This window comes from Streptomyces sp. NPDC001970, assembly GCF_053594115.1.
Map to the genome: position 1 here is coordinate 105,060 of NZ_JBSFDW010000029.1, position 18,954 is coordinate 124,013.

Sequence of the window (18,954 nt, forward strand, 5' to 3'; positions counted from 1 at the left end):
CCACGTGGCCGGGCGCATCGAGGACTACGCACTCATCGGAGACATGCAGACCGCTGCCCTGGTCTGCCGGGACGGCACGGTCGACTGGCTGTGCCTGCCCCGCTTCGACTCACATGCGATCTTCGCCGGACTGCTCGGCACCGAAGAACACGGTTTCTGGCGGCTCGGGCCCGCGTATCCGGGCCACGCCGAGCCGCCCGCCGCGGACCGCCGCAGGTACCGCGGGGACTCGCTGATCCTGGAGTCCGAGTGGGACACGCCGCGCGGCACCGTCAGAGTGACCGATTTCATGCCGCCTCGCGACGGGGCACCGCAGCTCATCCGGGTCGTGGAGGGCGTGAGCGGCCGTGTGCCGATGCGGTCCGCGCTGCGGATGCGGTTCAGCTACGGGCGCGTCGTGCCGTGGGTGCACAAGGTCGACAACCGTACGGTCGCGGTCGCCGGGCCCGACTCGGTGTGGCTGGACACCCCGACGGAGACGTACGGCAAGGACCTGACGACGTACTCCGACTTCACCGTCTCCCCCGGCGACCGGCTGGCCTTCACCATCAGCTGGCAGCCCTCGCACCGGGAGCCGCCCGCGCTGCCCGACCCCGAGGGATCGCTGGAGGCGACCGAGGACTTCTGGCGCGAGTGGGTGGAGCACTGCACGTACCACGGGCCCTACCGAGAGTCGGTGGTCCGCTCGCTGATCACGCTGAAGGCCCTCACGTACGCCCCGACCGGCGGGATCGTCGCCGCGCCGACCACCTCCCTGCCGGAGGAGCTCGGCGGTGTACGGAACTGGGACTACCGCTACACCTGGCTGCGCGACGCGGCGATCACCCTCTCCTCGCTGCTGCGCACCGGCTACCGGGAAGAGGCCCGGGCCTGGCGTGAGTGGCTGCTGCGCGCCGTCGCGGGCGACCCGGAGAACCTGCAGATCATGTACGGCATCGCCGGCGAGCGCGAGCTCGGCGAGGCGGAGCTGGACTGGCTGCCCGGGTACGAGAACTCCGCCCCGGTCCGGGTCGGCAACGGCGCCGCCAACCAGCTCCAGCTCGACGTCTACGGCGAGGTCACCGAGGCCCTGCACCTCGCGCACATGACCGGTCTGTCGCGCAACGACTACGCCTCACTGCTCCAGCTCAAGCTGATCCGTTACCTGGAGGACCACTGGGACCAGCCCGACGAGGGCATCTGGGAGGTCCGCGGACCGCGCCGCCACTTCGTGCACTCCAAGGTCATGGCCTGGGTCGCCGTCGACCGCACGATCAAGCTGATCGAGTCGGGCGACGCCGACGGGCCGCTGGAACGCTGGCGCGAGCTGCGCGACGACATCCACCGCGATGTGTGCGAGAAGGGCTACGACAAGGAGCGGAACACCTTCACGCAGTCGTACGGCTCGAAGGAGCTCGACGCCTCCCTGCTGCTGATCCCGCAGATGGGCTTTCTGCCGCCGGACGACAAGCGCGTCATCGGCACGATCGAGGCCATCCAGCGGGAGCTGTCCACGCCGGACGGTTTCGTGCTGCGCTACCCGACAGCCGGTGACGAGGCGGGCGTGGACGGTCTGGAGGGCGACGAGGGCGCGTTCCTCGCCTGCTCGTTCTGGCTCGCGGACGATCTGGCGATGATCGGGCGCGTCGACGAGGCGCGGCGACTTTTCGAGAAGTTGCTGTCGCTGCGTAACGATCTGGGGCTGCTCGCCGAGGAGTGGGACCCGCGGCTGCAGCGTCAGGTGGGGAACTTCCCGCAGGCGTTCAGCCATGTCCCGCTGATCGACACGGCCCTGCGGCTCACCGCCTCCGGCGCGTACGGGGGCTGAGCCGGGCCCCGGCCCCTGCCCGAATGTGCGGGGCATGACCGCGCGTACCTACGATGAAGAGGTCCTGCTCGCGCCCCGGAAGGGGGCCATCATGGCGCCCCAGCCCCTCGCGGAAGCGGCCCTGAAAGGACTGCGCGAAGCCCTCACCGGCGATGTCATCACCCCGGGCGACCCGGGGTACGACGAGGCCCGCACGATCTTCAACGGGATGATCGACCGGCACCCGTCCGTGATCGTCCAGTGCGAGTCGGCGGCGGATGTGGCGGCGGCGATCCGCTTCGCCCGGGAGCACGATCTGGAGCTGGCCGTCCGCGGCGGCGGCCACAGTGTCGCGGGGCTCTCGGTCACCGACGGCGGACTCGTCGTCGATCTGCGCCGGATGCACGCGGTCACGGTCGACCCGGACGCCGGCACGGCGCGCGTCGGCGGCGGGGCGACGATGAGCCATCTCGACCGGGCCACACAGCCGTACGCCCTGGCGGTCACCGGCGGCCGTGCCTCCACGACCGGAGTGGGCGGCTTCGCCCTGGGCGGCGGATCGGGCTGGCTGGAGCGGAAGTTCGGACTCCTCTGCGACAGTCTCGTCTCCGTCGATCTGGTGACGGCCGACGGCAACGAGGTCCGCACCGACAAGGACGAGAACCCGGAGCTGTTCTGGGCGCTGCACGGCGGCGGCGGCAACTTCGGGGTGGCCACGTCGATGACGCTGGAGCTGCATCCGCTGCCCGCCATGTCCGTCGCGTTCCTGTTCTTCCCTGCGGCGAGGGGCGGCGAGGTGCTGCCGGTCTACCGGGACGTACTGGAGTCCGCGCCGGACGAGGCCGGCGGAGGCTTCATCTATCTGACCGGCCCGCCCGAGGACTTCATGCCCGAGCACCTGGTGGGGAAGGCCGTGTGCCTGGTGCTGATCACGTACGCCGGCACCGAGCCCGAACTGCGTCGGACGGCCGGGCCGCTGCTCGGACTGGGACACGAGGCGGAGGTCATCACCGAGCTCCCGTACGCCGAGCTGCAGTGCATGATCGACGACCCGCCGGGGCTGCGGAACTACTGGTCGGCGGAGTATCTCCAGGCCCTTCCTGCGGAGGCCGTGGACGTCTTCTGCGCCCGCGCGGACAGCATGATCGTGCCGTCGAACTCTCAGCACATCCTCTTCCCGATGGGCGGGGCGATGGCCCGCGGCGACTCCGCCTACCCGGTGCCCTGGCGGACCGCCCGGTGGGTGTCCCACCCCTTCGGCATCTGGGAGAACCCGGCCGACGACGAGCAGGGCAGGCAGTGGGTGCGGGAAGCGCGGACCGATGTCATGCCGTGGTCCATCGGGCAGGTGTATCTCAACTTCATCGGCGATGAGGGCGAGCAGCGGGTCGTGGCCGGTTTCGGCGCCGAGAACTACCGGCGCCTCGCCGCGGTGAAGGCACAGTACGACCCCGACAATGTGTTCCGCCTGAACCACAACATCAAGCCGAGCTGACAGTTGTCCTTCGAACTTGCGCCCAGGTAGCGTCCCGGCAATGGAAACACAGGGCGGGATCACCGTGCAGCGGGCGCTCGAGCTGCCCGGACTCCGCAGCGGGCTCCCGGAGGTCGTGGCGGGTGCCGACCGGCTGAACCGCACCGTGCGCTGGGTGCACGCCGGCGAGGTGCCGAACATCGCGTCGCTGCTGAAGGGCGGCGAGCTCCTCCTCACCACCGGCCTCGGCCTCGGCACCCGTCCCGCCGAGCAGCGCGCCTTCGTACGGCGGCTCGCCGAGCGCGGTATCGCGGCACTGGTCGTGGAACTCGGCCCGCGGTTCACCCGGCTGCCCGCGACCATCGTCGAGGCGGCCAGGTCGGCCGGTCTGCCGCTGATCCAGCTGCACCGCGAGGTGCCGTTCGTCTCGGTGACGGAGGAGATCCACACCGAGATCGTCAACCACCACTACGCGCTGCTGCAGCGGGCCGAGGAGGTGGCGCACCGGTGCACGGAGGCGCTGCTCGGTGGTGGCGGGATCCCTCAAGTGCTTCGGATCCTCGCGGACTTCACGGCCAATCCGGTGTTCCTGGAGACCGCCGACGGCCAGCTGCTGTACGCCGCCGACACCGAGTCGGGGCCTGCCGCCGCCGACCCGCTGCAGGTGTGGGAAGGGCTGCGCGGCCAGCGTGCGGCGCGCGAGGCAGGTCCGCCGACGGGGGCGGCGCTGGTGGACGTGCCGGGCGGGGGGCGCGGGGCCGCTGCGGTACGGGCCCGCCTCGTCCTCCTCGCCGTGTCCTCGCCCTTGCTCCCGGTGCACCGGATGGCGGCCGAGCGGGCGGCGGCGGTCCTCGCGGTGGTCCTCATGCAGGCCCGCCAGGAGGAGGAGCTGGCGGCGCGCGGCCGCGGCGACTTCCTGACCGACCTCGCCGAGGGCCGCATCACGGCGGAGGACGCACCCGAGCAGGCCCGGGTGCTCGGCTTCCGGCCGGGCGACGGACCCCTGCTGCCGGTGGTGATGCGGCTGGCTCCCGAGCTGTCCCCTTCGGGCAACTGGTCGCTGCTGGCCCGCGCGGTCCTCGAAGAGCTGTCGTCGGTCGGCGTCCCGGTCCTGCTGGGCGTACGCCCCGTGGAGGGCCGCGTGCCGCTCCTGCTCGGCCTTCGCTCGGAGTCGGAGCGTACGGCGGTGGCGGACCGGGTCGCCGCCGCGCTGCGCGCCGGTCTCGAGCGCGCGGGACTCAAGCGGGCCGGAGCCCACCTGCCGGTGGTCGTGGTCGGCGTCGCGGGCGGCTGGGCGGCCGCCTCGGCAAGCCTGCGGCACGCGGCCGAGACGGCGACGGCGGCGCAGGGCCTCGCGGAGCGCCCCTGGTACGACGCGCGCCGCCTCGACATCGACCTGCTGCTGTGGCGGCTGCGCGACCACCCGGACCTGGCGGCCTTCGTGGACCGGGCGATCGGTCCGCTGCGCGATCACGACCGCACCTCCCGCCCGTCCCTCCTGCCCACGCTGGAGACGTACCTGGCGCACGCGGGCCGCAAGGCGGAAACGGCCCGCGAACTCCACCTCAACCGCCAGACCCTCTACAACCGTCTGGCCCGCATCTCCGAGCTGCTGGGCACGGACCTGGACGACCCGCAGACGGTCCTGGCCCTGTCCCTGGCCCTGCGCGCCCGGCGGCACACGCCCTAGATCCGTAGTTCGCAGGTCCCTCGTTCGTGAAGATCGAGCGGTCGCAGCCGGTCAAGCAGCGGTCGACTTGGGTGCGCACGTATCCTGTCCGCTCGACAGCGGCCGGGGACGGGCAACGATCACGCGTCGAGCCGTCACTAACGGGTGACCTGCGAAGTCCGGGCCTAGATGCCCGTGCGGGCCTGGGTGAGTTCGTCGTAGATGCTCAGCACCTGCGCGATGGTCTCGTCCTCCGTCGGCCATGTGGCCGCCTGGGCGGGGCCGGCCGAGGCCAGGCGCATGCGGCGGTCCGGGTCGGCCAGCAGGCCGGTGACCGCCCTGGCGAGCGCGGCCGCGTCGCCGTAGGGCACCAGTTCCGCGGCGTCGCCGACGAGTTCGGGGATGCCGCCGACACGGGTCGCGACGAGCGGGACACCCAGACGGAGTGCCTCCTGGGCGAGGAGGGAACGGGCCTCCCAGCGGCTGGGGAGCAGCGCCAGGTCCGCCGATGCGAGCAGGTCCGTGACGTCGTCGCGGCGACCGATCAGCCGCACCGGGAGGCCCTCGGTCTCGATGCGCCGCTGCAGGGGCTCCCGTTCGCGCCCCTCCCCCGCGATCGCGACCAGCGGCGCGGGGTCGAGCCCACGCCAGTCGCGGGCCGCGTCGAGGAGGGTGGCGTACCCGCGGTCGGGTTCGAGCCGTCCGACCGCCATGAGCAACGGCCGGTCGACGGCGCCCAGTTCGGCCCGCGCCTTGTTCTCGTACGAACCCATCGGGCGCCGCGGCCCCGGCACCGTCACCGGCGAGAGCCGGGCGTCCCGGGCGCCCCGGTCACGGGCCCGGTCGACCAGCTCGGACGACGTGCCGAGCACCACCGCCGCCGCCCGCACCGCCCTGCGCTCCAGCAGCCGCTGCACCTGGCCCCGCGCGCCGTCGGCGAGTGCCCGGGTGTGCCAGGTGACGACGAGCGGCACCCGGCGCTGCCGGCCCAGGGCGAGCCCGGTGCGGACCGCGGCGTGCAGTCCGTGCGCGTGCACGACGTCCGCCGCGGCGCACACCGCCCGCAGCACCGCGAAGGCAGCCGGGTCGCCGCGCCGCGGCACGGGCACGAAGTGCGCTCCGGCGCCGAGGAAGTCGTAGTCGTGCTCCAGGGGCGCGGGGGCGCACACGGTCACCCGCACTCCCCTCGCCACGAGCCCGGCGGCCAGTGACCTGACGTGAGCGCTGCTGCCCGCGCTGCCGCCGCCCAGCACCTGGACCGTATGCAGCTGTGTCACGCGCCAAGGATGCCAGTCCGTACGCACGTTCCGGCACCGCCGAGGCGTCCTTGCCGTGTCCGGCGCCTCAACTGCGCGGTCCGGATCACTCACATGGGTGAGCGCGCGCGTTGCGTGACCCGGTCGCCGTACGCCGCCGCCGCGATCAGCGCTGCCGCGTGGGCGGCCAGCCCGGCTCGGCCGGTCCCCGCAGCCATCGCGGCGCCGAGTGCCGCGCCGAGTGCGTGCGCACCCGTGTCGCCGATCATCGTGCTCTCGCCCGGATCGTCGGCGGCGACGGCGGCCGCGGCGCCCATGGGCGCCGCGGCGAGCGGTCCCCGCAGCAGCCCGGGCGCGCCGAGCCCGAGCACCGTGAGTGCGGCGCGGCCCGGCCGTACGTCGACGAGGTTCACGAAGTGCGCGCAGCCGGCGATCACCACACCGGCGAGAGCCTTGTCGACGGCCCGCTCCTTCATCAGCGCCCCCGCGAGCAGCCCGGCGGCCCCGATCCCGAAGAGCTTCACGGCCCCACTGGTGACTTCGCCCTGCCTCAGGGCCCGGAGGTGGGCCCTGAGACCCCGCCGGTCGTCCCCGGCGGCATCGTCGTACGCCCCACAGGCCCCGGCCGCCAGCACGGCCACAGCGACCCTGGGCACCCCGGCGGCCACCGCACCGGCGGCCGCCCCTGCGACCACGGCGGGCCCGGCGCACAGATCGACGGTGCGCCCGGCGTAATTCGTGCGCTCCCAGCGCGCCTGTCCGCGCGAGCGCGCCCTGAGCGCGCCGTACACCACACGTGTGCTGCCCACGGCGAGGGCGAAGGCTGCCGACCTGCTGAAGGTTGCCATGATCAGCACCCTACGGAGAGCCGCCCACCGGGCCGGAGAGGGGTCCTCCGACGACGCACTCCGCCAGTGCAATCCGAAGGCCTGCACCAGCCCACCGGCAATGGCCTGGCCCACCGGCGCAAGCGCTCAACGAGTCGGCACCCGGCACCGGGGGTTGTGCCCACCCGTTCCGCCCCACGGAACGCATGCCCACAACAGCGAAAGCGAGCCGGCCACGCGCCCGCCCAACACCCGACGAATCCGCCCCGGACCGAGGACTGAGCCCACCCGTTCCGCCCCACAGAACGCATGCCCACAACAGCGAAAGGGAGCCGGTCAGGCACCCGCCCCATGCGCCCGACGCATCGGCATCGGCCCCCCGGGGACTTCGTCCTGGGACCCCACGCGGAACGCATGCCCACCACGGCAATGGCGAACCCGCACCGCCGCACGCCTCCGTCGCCGGGGGGCGGCAGCCTCCTCAGACCTCCGCGCGCGCCGTGGCCAGCAGTTCCTCCGCGTGGGCCCGCGCCGTCTCCGAGTCCTCCTGGCCCGCCAGCATCCGCGACAGCTCCCGCACCCGGTCCTCGCCCTCCAGCACCGTGACCCCGGAACGGGTCACGGACCCGTCGTTCGTCTTCTCGACGAGCAGCTGCCGGTCGGCGAACGCCGCCACCTGCGGAAGGTGCGTCACGACCACCACCTGCGCGGTCTTCGCGAGCTTCGCCAGCCGTCGCCCGATCTCCACCGCCGCCTTGCCGCCGACACCCGCGTCGACCTCGTCGAAGAGGTACGTCGGTACGGGGTCGGTCCCGGCGAAGACGACCTCGACCGCGAGCATCACCCGCGACAGCTCACCGCCCGACGCGCCCTTGGCGATCGGCCGCGGCTGAGCACCGGGGTGCGGGGCGAGCAGCAGCTCGACCTCGTCCGCGCCGGACGACGAGTACGCGACGAGGCGGCCGCCGACCTCGATCCCGTCGGGGTCGGCGGTCTGACGGATGTCGATGGTCACGCGCGCATGCGGCATCGCAAGGTGCGCCAGCTCAGTCGTCACCGCCTCCGCGAACCGTGCCGCCGTCTCCGTGCGCGTGTCGGTCAACGCCTGGGCCAGTCCGGAGAGTTCGGCGCGGAGCGCATCGCGTTCCGCGGTCAGCTCGCCGATCCGGTCGTCGTCGCCCTCCAGCTCGATGAGCCGCTCGGCGCTCTCCTCGGCCCAGGCCAGCACGGCGTTGATGTCCTCGCCGTACTTCCGTGTCAGCCCGGTCAGGGCCGCCCGCCGCTCCTCGACGGCCGCCAGCCGCAGCGGGTCGGCGTCGAGGTTGTCGGCGTACCCGGCGAGCTCACCCGCCACGTCGGCGAGCAGGATGGAGATCTCGCCCATGCGGTCGGCGAGAGCGGCGAGCGCGGGGTCATGGGACCGTACGGCGTCCAGGGCCCGGCCCGCGCCCGCGACGAGCGTGGTCGCGTCGACGGCCTCGGGGTCCTCGGGGTTCCCGGCGAGCGCGCCATGCGCGAGGGAGGCGGCGGAGGCGAGGGCCTCGGCGTGGCCGAGCCGCTCGGCCTCGGCGGCGAGCTCCACGTCCTCACCGGCGCGCGGCTCGACGCCCGCGACCTCGTTCAGCCCGAAGCGCAGCAGATCGGCTTCCTGGGCGCGCTCGCGGGCGCGCGTCGTCAGTTCGGCCAGTTCGGCGGAGACGGACTTGAGCCGCCGGTACGCGGCCACGTACTTGGCGTGCGGCCCGGCCACCGCGTCGCCTGCGTACCGGTCCAGTGCCTGCCGCTGCCGTGCGGGCTTCAGCAGCCCCTGCTGGTCGGACTGCCCGTGCACGGCGACGAGCTCGTCGGCGAGCTCGGTGAGCATCCCGACGGGCACCGAACGCCCGCCGAGGTGCGCGCGTGAGCGCCCCTCCGCCGAGATCGTCCGGCTGATCAGCAGCGCGCCGTCGTCGAGTTCGGCCCCGGCCTCCTCGGCCCGTACGGCCGCGGGAGCGTCGGCGGGCATGGTGACCCGCCCCTCCACGACCGCCGACTTGGCGCCGATCCGCACGAGGGCAGGGTCGGCGCGCCCGCCGAGCAGCAGCCCCAGGCTGGTGACGACCATGGTCTTGCCCGCACCGGTCTCGCCCGTGACAGCCGTGAATCCGGGCGACAGCTCGACGACCGCGTCGTCGATGACCCCGAGCGACCGTATCCGCATCTCCTCCAACACGGAGAAGACCATACGAGGTCGGGGGCCGTGTGTGCGACGACCCCCACCACGCAGGCGCAGACCCGCAGGTCGGGGACGCCCTCCGTCACCCGCCCGTGGACGGGCGCGGAGTCCCCCCGTCCCCGCAGGCCTCCCGGGCACGACCGGTACCGCCCTGTCGACCAGGTCCCCGTCCTCGACCGCCGGACGGGCTCGGAACGGGCCCGCCGGGCGCCCCGGCGCACCTCAGTGCGGCGCGCCCCGCCACCCCGACACCGGCAGCGCGAACTTCGCGACGAGCCGGTCCGTGAACGACGCGTGGTGCAGCCGCGCCAGTCGCACCGGCACGGCACCCCGCCGCACCTCCACCCGCGCCGCCGGCGGCAGCTCGACCGCGCGGCGGCCGTCGCACCACAGGACCCCGTGCGGCGTGCCGGGCTGCACCTCCACCGCCAGGACCGACGTCGGCGACGTGACCAGCGGCTTCGCGAAGAGGGCGTGCGCGCTGATCGGCACCATCAGCAGGGCCTCGACCTCCGGCCACACCACGGGACCGCCCGCCGAGAAGGCGTAGGCGGTCGAGCCGGTCGGGGTCGCGCACACGATCCCGTCGCAGCCGAAGCCGGTCACCGGCCTTCCGTCGATCTCCAGGACGACCTCGAGCATCCGCTCGGCCGAGACCTTCTGGACGGCGGCCTCGTTCAGCGCCCAGTCCCGGTGGACGATGTCCCCGTTGCTGCGGACGGCGACATCGATGGTCATCCGCTCCTCGACCTCGTACGCACGCGTCACGACCCGGTCGACGACCTTGTCGAGGTCGTCCCGCTCGGCCTCCGCGAGAAAGCCGACCCTCCCCAGATTCACCCCGAGCATCGGCACACCGGACGCCCGGGCGAACTCCGCGCCGCGCAGCAGCGTCCCGTCCCCGCCCAGCACGATCAGCAGCTCGCAGCCGTCGAGGACCTCGGGCGTGGCCTCGGGAACCGTCTCCACGGTCGCCGGCAGGGGAAGATCCGCCGCTTCGAAGGCGAGCACCCGCACCCCGAGGCCGGCGCGCAGCAGCCCTTGGACGACGAGTTCGGCGCTCCGGATGGCCGCGGGCCGCCCGGTGTGCGCCAGCAGGAAGACGGTACGTGTACGTGTCTTCGTGTCCGTGCTCGTATCGCTCGTATCGGTCAACGCGGCCCCTCCGCCACTGCACGATCGACGTCCGCCGGGTCGAGTTCCGGCGCCCCTGCCCGGAGCCACAGAAAGTACTCGACGTTGCCGGAAGGCCCCGGCAGCGGACTTGCGGTCACGCCGAGCACGCCCAGGCCGAGCTCGCCGGCCTGTCGTGCCACGGTGCGTACTGCCTCGGCGCGCAGCTCGGGGCTGCGCACCACTCCGCCGCTGCCGAGCCGCTCCTTGCCGACCTCGAACTGCGGCTTGACCATGAGGACGAGATCGGCGCCGGGCGCCGTGCAACGCACGAGTGCGGGCAGCACGAGCCCGAGGGGGATGAAGGACAGATCTCCGACGATCAGGTCCACCGCCTCCCCGTCGATCGCTTCCAGGGTCAACTCACGCACATTCGTACGATCCTTGACCGTCACGCGTTCATCACTGCGAAGAGACCAGGCGAGCTGGCCGTAACCGACGTCGACGGCGACGACGTGCGCCGCTCCGGCCCGGAGCAGCACGTCGGTGAAGCCGCCGGTGGACGCGCCGGCGTCCAGCGCCCGCCGTCCCTCGACCTTCAGCCCCTGCGGTACGAAGGCGGCGAGCGCGCCGGCGAGCTTGTGGCCGCCGCGCGAGACATACTCCGGATCGCTGTCGTCCTGGGCGACGACGATGGCGGCGGCCGTCTCGACCTGGGTGGCGGACTTGGTCGCGGTGTTGCCGCCGACGGTCACCCGACCTGCCGCGATCAGCTGGCCCGCGTGCTCGCGCGAGCGGGCGAGCTTGCGGCGTACCAGTTCGGCGTCGAGGCGGCGGCGTGCCACTCCTGCCACGTTCGGTTCAGCTCCTGTGGTCGTACGAAGGTGAGGGCGAGGGCTGGGGCGCGGGCGGTCCCTGCCGTGCGTCGAGCGCGGTCAGCGTGTCGCGCAACCCTCTGTGTACATCCTCGTACACCTCCACGTGCCCGTCCGCCGGGAGGTGGTCGGCGTCGGCCAGCCGCTCCAGGTGGGCGTCGACGTCGGCATTGCCGGTGGGGGCGCGCTCGACACCGAGGGGGGCGGGCGCGGCCGGGTCGTACGCCTCCGCCGCCGGTGCGGCGGCCTCCTCGGGGGCTTCGGGGGTGGGTCCCGGAATCGAGTCGCTCATGCCCAGACGCTACCGCGAAGCCCTGGGGTACCGTCGGTCCCGATGGCGACCACGGAGGAGTGCCGCAGCGCACTCGACAGACTTTCGGACAATCTGGCGAAGGCGGACGGAGAGGTGCGCAGCGCGGCCGCACTCGACCGTTCCCTGAGCTGCCACATCAAGGATCTGGACATCACCTTCACCGGGCGCCTGGCGGCGGGCCGGATCCAGGTGCTGGACACACTGGACGGCCCACCGCCGGACAGGGCGGAGATCCGGCTGACGATGGCCGGTGACGACCTGGTGGCGATGGTGGACGGGCAGCTGAACTTCGCCAAGGCCTGGGCCTCGGGCCGGGTCAGGCTCGAGGCCGGCTTCCGCGATCTGCTCCGCCTCAGGGCGCTGCTGTAGTCATCGCCTCCGCAGACACCGCCCCGGACGCCCCCGTACCGGCCTTGCGGCGCCGCGCCAGGGGCACCACCAGCGGCGTACCCGTCTCCGGGTCGTCGATGACCTGCGAGCGCACGCCGAAGACCTGTTCGACCAGCTCGGCCGTGACGACGTCGCCGGGCGCGCCCTCCGCGGCGATCTTCCCGCCGCGCATCGCGATCAGATGCGTCGCGTAGCGGGCGGCCTGGTTGAGGTCGTGCAGTACGGCCACCAGCGTCCGGCCCTGCGTCTCGTGCAGCTCGGCGCACAGCTCGAGGATCTCGAGCTGATGCTGGATGTCGAGGAACGTGGTCGGCTCGTCGAGCAGCAGCAGCGGGGTCTGCTGGGCGAGTGCCATGGCGATCCACACCCGCTGGCGCTGGCCGCCGGAGAGCTCGTCGACATAGCGGTCGGCCAGCTCGCCGACCCCCGTCGCGGCCATCGATTCCTGGACGATCCGCTCGTCCTCCCGCGACCACTGGCGCAGCAGGCCCTGGTGCGGGTAACGGCCCCGGGCGACGAGGTCGCCGACGGTGATGCCGTCGGGGGCGATCGACGACTGCGGGAGCAGCCCCAGCGTCTTCGCGACCTTCTTCGCGGGCATCGAGTGGATGGTCTGCCCGTCGAGCAGCACCCGGCCCTGGCTGGGCCTGAGCATGCGCGAGAGCGCACGCAGCAGCGTGGACTTGCCGCAGGCGTTGGGCCCGACGATCACCGTGAACGAGTTGTCGGGTATCTCGACCGAGAGGTCCTCGGCGATGACCCGCTGGTCGTAGGCGAGGGTGACCGATTCCGCGGTGAGGCGCTGCATGGACGTACTCCTGGGGTTCTTCTCGGTCGGGTGCGGGCCTGCGCCACGCTGCTGCTCCGCGCTCGTGCGCTCGGCAGCCGTACGCGCCGCGGTCGCACGGTCTGCGGTCGTACGCGCCGCGCCCGTGCGCTCGGACCGGGCGCTCATACGCGGCCCGCCTTGCGCTCGGTGACGAGCAGCCACAGCAGATAGGCGCCGCCGAGCACTCCCGTGACGACACCGACGGGCAGTTCACGGTCGCCGAACGCGGAGGTGGCGATCCAGTCTGCGGAAAGCAGCAACGCCGAGCCCATCATGGCGCTCGCCGCGATGTTCGGCCCAGGGGTACGGGTCAGCCGGCGTGCGAGCTGGGGGGCGCTGAGCGCCACGAAGACGATCGGCCCGGCCGCCGCGGTGGCGACCGCCGTGAGCAGCACGGCCGAGCCCATGAGGACGGCCCGGGTCCGCTCGACGCCGACCCCGAGCGCGTACGCCGCGTCGTCGCCCATCTCCAGCATCCGCAGCGGCCGTCCGTACGCCAGGCACAGCGGGATGAGCACGGCACACACGACGAGGAGCGGCCAGAACTGGCTCCAGTCCCGGCCGTCGAGGGAGCCGGTCATCCAGACCACGGCCCGCGTGGCGTCGACGAGGTTGGCCTTGGTGACGAGGTAGTGGATCGCGCCGGTGAGCATCGCGGCGACACCGATGCCGACCAGGACCAGCCGGTAGCCGTGCACTCCGCGCTTCCAGGCGAGCAGGTAGACGGCGAGACCGGTCGCCAGACCGCCGACGATCGCGCCGCCCGCCACGGCGAACGAACCGCCGTGGAAGAGCACGATGACGATCAGCGCGCCGACGCTCGAACCCTGTCCGAAACCCAGCACGTCAGGACTGCCCAGCGGATTGCGCGAGAGGGACTGGAAGACCGCCCCGCCCACCGCCAGCGCCGCACCCACCAGCAGCGCCACCAGCACCCGCGGCAACCGCACGTCGTGGACGATGAACTCCTGCGCGGCCGTGCCGTTCCCGAGCAGCGTGGCCACGACCTCGCCGGGCGCCATCGGGAAGTCGCCGCTGCCGACGAGCACGACACCGCAGGCCAGGGCGGCGGCCAGAAGCAGCAGGGCGACGAGGGCCGCCCTCGGGTCGACACGGACGGAGAGCCCGCCGGGGGTGCGTATCGCTTTCACGGCCTTCACAGCTGCGCCATCCTCTTGCGGCGTACGAGGTAGATGAAGACAGGCCCGCCGATGAACGCGGTGACGACGCCGACCTGCAGCTCGGAAGGGCGCGCGACGATCCGGCCGACGACGTCGGAGCCGAGCAGCAGCACGGGCGAGAGCACGGCCGCGTACGGCAGGATCCAGCGCATGTCGGGCCCGGTGATGGCCCGGACGAGATGCGGGACCATCAGCCCGATGAAGACGATCGGCCCGCAGGCGGCGGTCGCCGCACCGCACAGCAGCGTCACCGCGACCATGGCGAGCACACGCGTACGGGTCAGATGCGCCCCGAGCGCGCGTGCCGTGTCGTCGCCCATCTCCATCGCGTTGAGCGACCGCGCGATCAGCAGCGCGAGCACCACTCCGGCGCCGATGAACGGCGCGACCTTGCCGATGGTCCCGGGGTCGGCCGATGCGAGCGAGCCGACGGTCCAGAAGCGCAGCCGGTCGAGCGCCGCCGAGTCCAGCAGCTGTACGGCGTTGACGTACCCGTAGAGCGCGGCTGTTGCCGCGGTCCCGGCGAGCGCGAGCCGTACGGGCGTGGCGCCGCGGCTCCCGCCGAGCACGTACACGACCACCGACACCACACCGGCGCCGAGGAACGCGAACCACACATAGGCGGTGAGGGAGGTGACGCCGAGGAAGCTGATGCCGGACACGACGGCGGCGGCCGCGCCCGCGTTGACCCCGAGAAGCCCCGGCTCGGCCAGCGGGTTGCGGGTGAGCGCCTGCATCACCGCGCCCGCGAGACCGAGCGCCACGCCGACGAGCAGCCCGAGCACGGTCCGCGGCACCCGCACATCGTGCACGATCACGTCGTTGCCGGTGCCGGAGTTGTGGAAGAGCCCGTGCCACACATCGGCGACCGGGACCGACTTGGCGCCGATCGCGATGCTCGCGACACAGACCAGCAGCAGGACACCGATCGCGAGCAGCAGCCCGGCCGCGCGCAGCGCATGGCGCTTGCGCGGCTCGGGCGTGGCTGCTGCGGACGTCGGTTCCGTGCTCGGTTCGGGGGGACTTTCGGAGGGACTGTCGACCAACACGCGGTTAGGTTAGCCTACCCTGCCATGTCACCCCGCTGCGGGAACCCGTCGCCTCACTGAGGGAACCCGAGCGGGCAGCGGCTCACCAGCCCAGCCGGGCCAGTGCCTTGCCCGCGTCCAGCGTGCCCGCCGCATCCCCCGCATGGGTCCACGCCGCCGCGCACAACGCCCGCAGCCCGTCCAGCGCCTCGCCGTCCCCGTCCAGCAGGAGCGCGTCCCCGCGCACCGACGCCGTCCAGCCCCCGCAGCGGAAGCCGTCCTCCGGCAAGGAACCGGCCACCTCGGGCTGCCCGGTCAGCAGCCCTCGCAGATCGGCGTCCACGTAGGTCGGCCGGTGCTTCGGCTCCGCGGCCAGCAGCTGTGCCGGGTCCGTCACTCCGGTCAGCACGAGCAGCGAGTCCACACCCCCGTTGAACGCGCCCTCGATGTCCGTGTCAAGCCGGTCCCCGACCACGAGCGGCCGCTCGGCGCCGGTCCGCAGAATCGTCTCGCGGTGCATCGGCGGCAGCGGCTTCCCGGCCACCTGCGGCTCGGCGCCCGTCGCGATGCGTACGACCTCCACCGCCGCGCCGTTGCCCGGCGCGATCCCCCGGGCGCTCGGGATCGTCAGATCCGTGTTGGACGCGAACCACGGCACCCCGCGCGCAATCGCGTAGCACGCCTCGGCGAACCGCCCCCACGGCAGCTCGGGCCCGCCGTAGCCCTGCACCACGGCGGCAGGCTCGTCGTCCGCCGACTCCACCGGCTCCAGCCCGCGTTCGCGCAGCGCGACCCGCAGCCCCTCACCGCCGACCACCAGCACCCGCGCGCCCACCGGGACCTGGCCGGCGATCAGCCGGGCGACGGCCTGCGCCGAGGTGATGACATCCGCGGGCTCCGCCGGCACACCCAGCTCGGTGAGGTGCTGCGCCACCGCGTCGGGCGTCCGCAGCGCGTTGTTGGTGACGTACGCGAGATGCATCCGGGCGCCGCGTGCCGCCCCGAGGGCATCCACTGCGTGTGCGATCGCCTCCCCACCCGCGTAGACCACCCCGTCGAGATCGAGCAGCGCCGTGTCGTACACCGCGCACAGCGCCTGCGCACTGCCGCTCGGCCTGGTCCTGCCCTGCTCGCCCATGCTGGTCCGCTCCTCATTTCGTGGCTTTTATCGATCGCCCGACACTCCCCCGATCATCGCGCATCGCCGCAGCCACATACGATGCATCAATGAACAAGAGAGGTCAGGCGGCCGAAGACGGTCTGCACATGATTCCGTTCCGCGGGCTGCGTTACGTCTCGGAGCGGGTCGGCAGCCTCGCCGCGGTGACCTCTCCTCCGTACGACGTCGTCGTACGCCCCGACGGACTGCACCACCTGGAGTCCGCGGATCCTTACAACATCGTCCGGCTGATCCTCCCCCAGGCCGCCAGTCCCGTCGCGCGCAACGAGCAGGCCGCCGAGACCCTGGACCGCTGGCTGGCCGAGGGCGTCCTCGCCCCCGATCCCGAGCCCGCGCTGTACATCTACGAGCAGCGCAAGGGAGAGATCCTGCAGCGCGGCGTCATCGGTGCGCTGGCCCTGTCGGCCCCCGACGAGGGCATCGTGCTGCCCCATGAGGACGTGATGCCGCATGTGGTGGCCGACCGTACGGCGCTGATGCGCACCACCGCCGCCAATCTCGAGCCGCTGCTGCTGACGTACCGCAGCGACGGCACCACGACCGGGACCTCCGCCGTCATCGAGCGGATCATTCACGAGAGCGCACTGCTGGCGACGACCACCGAGGACGGCTTCAGCCACCGCCTCTGGTCGGTCACCGACCCGGCGGACCTGGCGGAGATCGCCGCGGACCTGACCCACCACCAGGCTCTCATCGCCGACGGCCACCACCGCTGGGCCACGTACCTCCGCCTGCGCGACGAGCGACCGGCTCCCGGGCCGTGGAACTACGGCCTGGTCCTGCTGATCGACACGGCCCGCTACCCGCTCCAGGTACGGGCGATCCACCGTCTGCTCAACCGCCTCCCGGTCGCGGACGCCCTGGCCGCCGTCGAAGGGCTCTTCCGGGTACGTGACATCGACGGACCGCTTCCGTGCGCCCTCGAGGCACTGGCCTCGGCAGCCGCCGAGGGCAACGCGTTCCTGCTCGCGGGCGACGGCCGCTTCCACCTCCTGGACCGCCCGGACGCCGGCCTGCTGGCGCGCACGGTCCCGGCGGGCAGGCCGGAGGCCTGGCAGCGGCTCGACGCGACCGTCCTGCATGCCGCACTCCTGGAGCACGTCTGGCGGATCCCGGACGCTCCCGAGGACATCACGTACATCCACGACACCGAGGCTGCGGTGACCCAGGCCGAGCGTCGTGGTGGCACGGCGGTGCTGATGCATCCGGTGAGGGAGGACGTCGTACGGGAGCTCGCACAGCAGGGCGTGACGATGCCGCGCAAGTCGACGTCGTTCGGCCCGAAGCCGGCGACGGGCCTGGTGCTGCGGAGCCTGAGCATCGACGCCTGAGCATCGGCTGCCGGCAGGAAACGGTACGGACCGTGCGGACGCGAAAGGCCCGGCACCCTCGTGGGTGCCGGGCCTTCCACGTGCCTGCCGTGGGGCGGGATCAGGCCTTGTCGCCCTCGTCGTCGGCCTCGGGCTTCTCGTCCGCCTCGGCTTCGGCGTCGGCCTCGTCCGCATCCGCGTCCGAATCGGCGAGGTCGTCCACGTCGTCCTCGTCGTCCAAGGCGTCGACGAACTCGACGCCGTCCAGCTCTGCGAGCCGGTCGGAAGCGTCGGTGGCCCCGTCCTTGTCGGCCTCGACGGCCTTGGCGAACCACTCGCGCGCCTCGTCCTCACGGCCGGCGGCGAGCAGCGCATCGGCGTACGCATAACGCAGTCGCGCGCTCCACGGCTGCACCGAGCTCGACGCCAGCTCGGGACTCTGCAGGGTGACGATCGCGGCTTCCAGCTGATCCATGTCCCTGCGCGCCCCGGCGACGACGAGCCGCATCTCGACCTGTCCCGCCTTGTCGAGCTTCTGCACCTCGGACTCACCGGCCATGGCCAGCGCCCGCTCGGGCCGGCCGAGCCCACGCTCGCAGTCGGCCATCACGGGCCACAGGTCGACGCTCCCGGTCATCCGCCGGGCAGCCCGGAACTCCGCGAGCGCCTCCGAGTACCTCTGCGTCGCGTACGCGGCGAATCCGGCGGCCTCGCGCACGGCGGCGACACGCGACGCGAGCCGGAGCGCCACGCGCGAGTAGCCGTAGGCCCCTTCCGGGTCCTCATCGATCAGTCGCGCGACCATGACGAGGTTCTTGGCGACATCCTCGGCGAGCGTCTTCGGCAGGCTCTGGAGCTCCTGCCGCACGTCCTTGTCGATCTCGTCGCCCGTGACGTCCTCGGGAATCGGCAGCCGCTTGATCGGCTCCCGGTCCCGATCGCGCCCACGATCCCGGTCGCGGTCGTCCCTGCGCCCATACCCACCGCGGTCGTCCCGCCCGCGGTCGTCGCGCCGGGGCCCACGCGGTCGGTCGTCCCTGCGAGGTCCGCGGTCGTCACGACGCTCGTCACGACGGAAACCACCACGCTCATCATCGCGACGAGGACCACGGTCATCACGACGGAACCCACCACGGGCATCGTCACGACGAGGCCCACGGTCATCACGCCGGTCATCACGACGGAAACCACCACGCTCATCATCGCGACGAGGCCCACGGTCATCACGCCGGTCATCACGACGGAAACCACCACGCTCATCATCGCGACGAGGACCACGGTCATCACGCCGGAACCCACCACGGGCATCGTCACGACGAGGCCCACGGTCATCGCGACGGAAGCCACCGCGCTCGTCGTCACGACGAGGGCCGCGGTCATCCCGACGCTCGTCACGACGGAAACCACCACGCTCATCGTCACGACGAGGCCCACGGTCATCGCGACGGAAGCCACCGCGCTCGTCGTCACGACGAGGGCCGCGGTCATCCCGACGCTCGTCACGACGG

General features: G+C 72.6%; 16 protein-coding genes and 1 pseudogene. 5 read left to right on the forward strand and 12 right to left on the reverse strand.

Going from position 1 to position 18,954, the window contains the following annotated elements:
- Positions 1–4: 4 nt before the first annotated feature.
- The 3 genes from ACWCP0_RS29705 to ACWCP0_RS29715 all read left to right on the forward strand — a co-directional run bounded on the left by ACWCP0_RS29705 (position 5) and on the right by ACWCP0_RS29715 (position 4,950).
- A complete protein-coding gene (locus tag ACWCP0_RS29705; RefSeq protein WP_451081863.1) occupies positions 5–1,807 on the forward strand; it encodes a glycoside hydrolase family 15 protein in 1,803 nt (600 codons plus the stop codon).
- Between the two features lie 91 nt (positions 1,808–1,898).
- Positions 1,899–3,281 carry an FAD-binding oxidoreductase gene (locus ACWCP0_RS29710; RefSeq protein ID WP_451081864.1) on the forward strand — a complete coding sequence of 461 codons (1,383 nt, stop codon included), beginning with the start codon at positions 1,899–1,901 and terminating at the stop codon, positions 3,279–3,281.
- Positions 3,282–3,321: 40 nt separating this feature from the next.
- Positions 3,322–4,950 (forward strand): PucR family transcriptional regulator, encoded by a 1,629-nt coding sequence (locus ACWCP0_RS29715; protein ID WP_451081845.1) that lies wholly within the window; start codon positions 3,322–3,324, stop codon positions 4,948–4,950.
- Between the two features lie 164 nt (positions 4,951–5,114).
- Here the strand turns inward: ACWCP0_RS29715 and ACWCP0_RS29720 are convergent, their stop codons facing one another.
- The 6 genes from ACWCP0_RS29720 to ACWCP0_RS29745 form a co-directional block, all read right to left on the reverse strand.
- Positions 5,115–6,206: a glycosyltransferase family 4 protein gene (locus ACWCP0_RS29720; RefSeq protein ID WP_451081846.1), complete on the reverse strand. Its 1,092-nt coding sequence runs from the start codon at positions 6,204–6,206 to the stop codon at positions 5,115–5,117.
- Positions 6,207–6,295: 89 nt separating this feature from the next.
- A complete protein-coding gene (locus ACWCP0_RS29725) occupies positions 6,296–7,033 on the reverse strand; it encodes a hypothetical protein (RefSeq protein WP_451081847.1) in 738 nt (245 codons plus the stop codon).
- A gap of 460 nt (positions 7,034–7,493) precedes the next feature.
- Positions 7,494–9,236 (reverse strand): DNA repair protein RecN, encoded by a 1,743-nt coding sequence (gene recN, locus ACWCP0_RS29730; protein WP_451081848.1) that lies wholly within the window; start codon positions 9,234–9,236, stop codon positions 7,494–7,496.
- A gap of 213 nt (positions 9,237–9,449) precedes the next feature.
- A complete protein-coding gene (locus tag ACWCP0_RS29735) occupies positions 9,450–10,382 on the reverse strand; it encodes an NAD kinase (RefSeq protein ID WP_351233064.1) in 933 nt (310 codons plus the stop codon).
- Positions 10,379–11,194 carry a TlyA family RNA methyltransferase gene (locus tag ACWCP0_RS29740; RefSeq protein ID WP_451081849.1) on the reverse strand — a complete coding sequence of 272 codons (816 nt, stop codon included), beginning with the start codon at positions 11,192–11,194 and terminating at the stop codon, positions 10,379–10,381. The genes ACWCP0_RS29735 and ACWCP0_RS29740 overlap by 4 nt, the downstream gene beginning before the upstream one ends.
- Before the next feature lie 7 nt (positions 11,195–11,201).
- Positions 11,202–11,507 carry a hypothetical protein gene (locus tag ACWCP0_RS29745; RefSeq protein WP_451081850.1) on the reverse strand — a complete coding sequence of 102 codons (306 nt, stop codon included), beginning with the start codon at positions 11,505–11,507 and terminating at the stop codon, positions 11,202–11,204.
- A 42-nt stretch (positions 11,508–11,549) separates the two neighbouring features.
- On the opposite strand from ACWCP0_RS29745, the gene ACWCP0_RS29750 reads away from it, so the two are divergent.
- Complete coding sequence (locus ACWCP0_RS29750; RefSeq protein ID WP_351233071.1) at positions 11,550–11,897, forward strand: SCP2 sterol-binding domain-containing protein; 348 nt, start codon at positions 11,550–11,552, stop codon at positions 11,895–11,897.
- Here ACWCP0_RS29750 and ACWCP0_RS29755 read toward each other — a convergent pair.
- From ACWCP0_RS29755 to ACWCP0_RS29770, 4 genes are all read right to left on the reverse strand, one after another.
- Positions 11,881–12,726: an ABC transporter ATP-binding protein gene (locus tag ACWCP0_RS29755; protein ID WP_451081865.1), complete on the reverse strand. Its 846-nt coding sequence runs from the start codon at positions 12,724–12,726 to the stop codon at positions 11,881–11,883. The genes ACWCP0_RS29750 and ACWCP0_RS29755 overlap by 17 nt on opposite strands.
- A 143-nt stretch (positions 12,727–12,869) precedes the next feature.
- Complete coding sequence (locus tag ACWCP0_RS29760) at positions 12,870–13,907, reverse strand: FecCD family ABC transporter permease (protein ID WP_451081851.1); 1,038 nt, start codon at positions 13,905–13,907, stop codon at positions 12,870–12,872.
- The gene (locus ACWCP0_RS29765) at positions 13,904–14,977 is read right to left on the reverse strand and encodes a FecCD family ABC transporter permease (protein ID WP_451081852.1); all 1,074 of its coding nucleotides are present in this window, start codon (positions 14,975–14,977) and stop codon (positions 13,904–13,906) included. Before ACWCP0_RS29765 ends, ACWCP0_RS29760 begins: the two co-directional genes overlap by 4 nt.
- Before the next feature lie 82 nt (positions 14,978–15,059).
- A complete protein-coding gene (locus ACWCP0_RS29770; RefSeq protein ID WP_451081853.1) occupies positions 15,060–16,094 on the reverse strand; it encodes an HAD-IIA family hydrolase in 1,035 nt (344 codons plus the stop codon).
- An 89-nt stretch (positions 16,095–16,183) separates the two neighbouring features.
- Here ACWCP0_RS29770 and ACWCP0_RS29775 point away from each other — a divergent pair, with 89 nt between their 5' ends.
- Positions 16,184–17,467, forward strand: a complete 1,284-nt coding sequence (locus ACWCP0_RS29775; protein WP_451081854.1) for a DUF1015 domain-containing protein — start codon at positions 16,184–16,186, stop codon at positions 17,465–17,467.
- 100 nt (positions 17,468–17,567) lie between these two features.
- Here the strand turns inward: ACWCP0_RS29775 and ACWCP0_RS29780 are convergent, their stop codons facing one another.
- Positions 17,568–18,314, reverse strand: coding sequence for a hypothetical protein (locus ACWCP0_RS29780; protein ID WP_451081855.1), 747 nt, complete (start codon positions 18,312–18,314; stop codon positions 17,568–17,570).
- Positions 18,236–18,954: pseudogene (locus ACWCP0_RS29785) on the reverse strand (hypothetical protein); the annotation flags it as partial. The gene ACWCP0_RS29780 and the pseudogene ACWCP0_RS29785, both read right to left, overlap by 79 nt.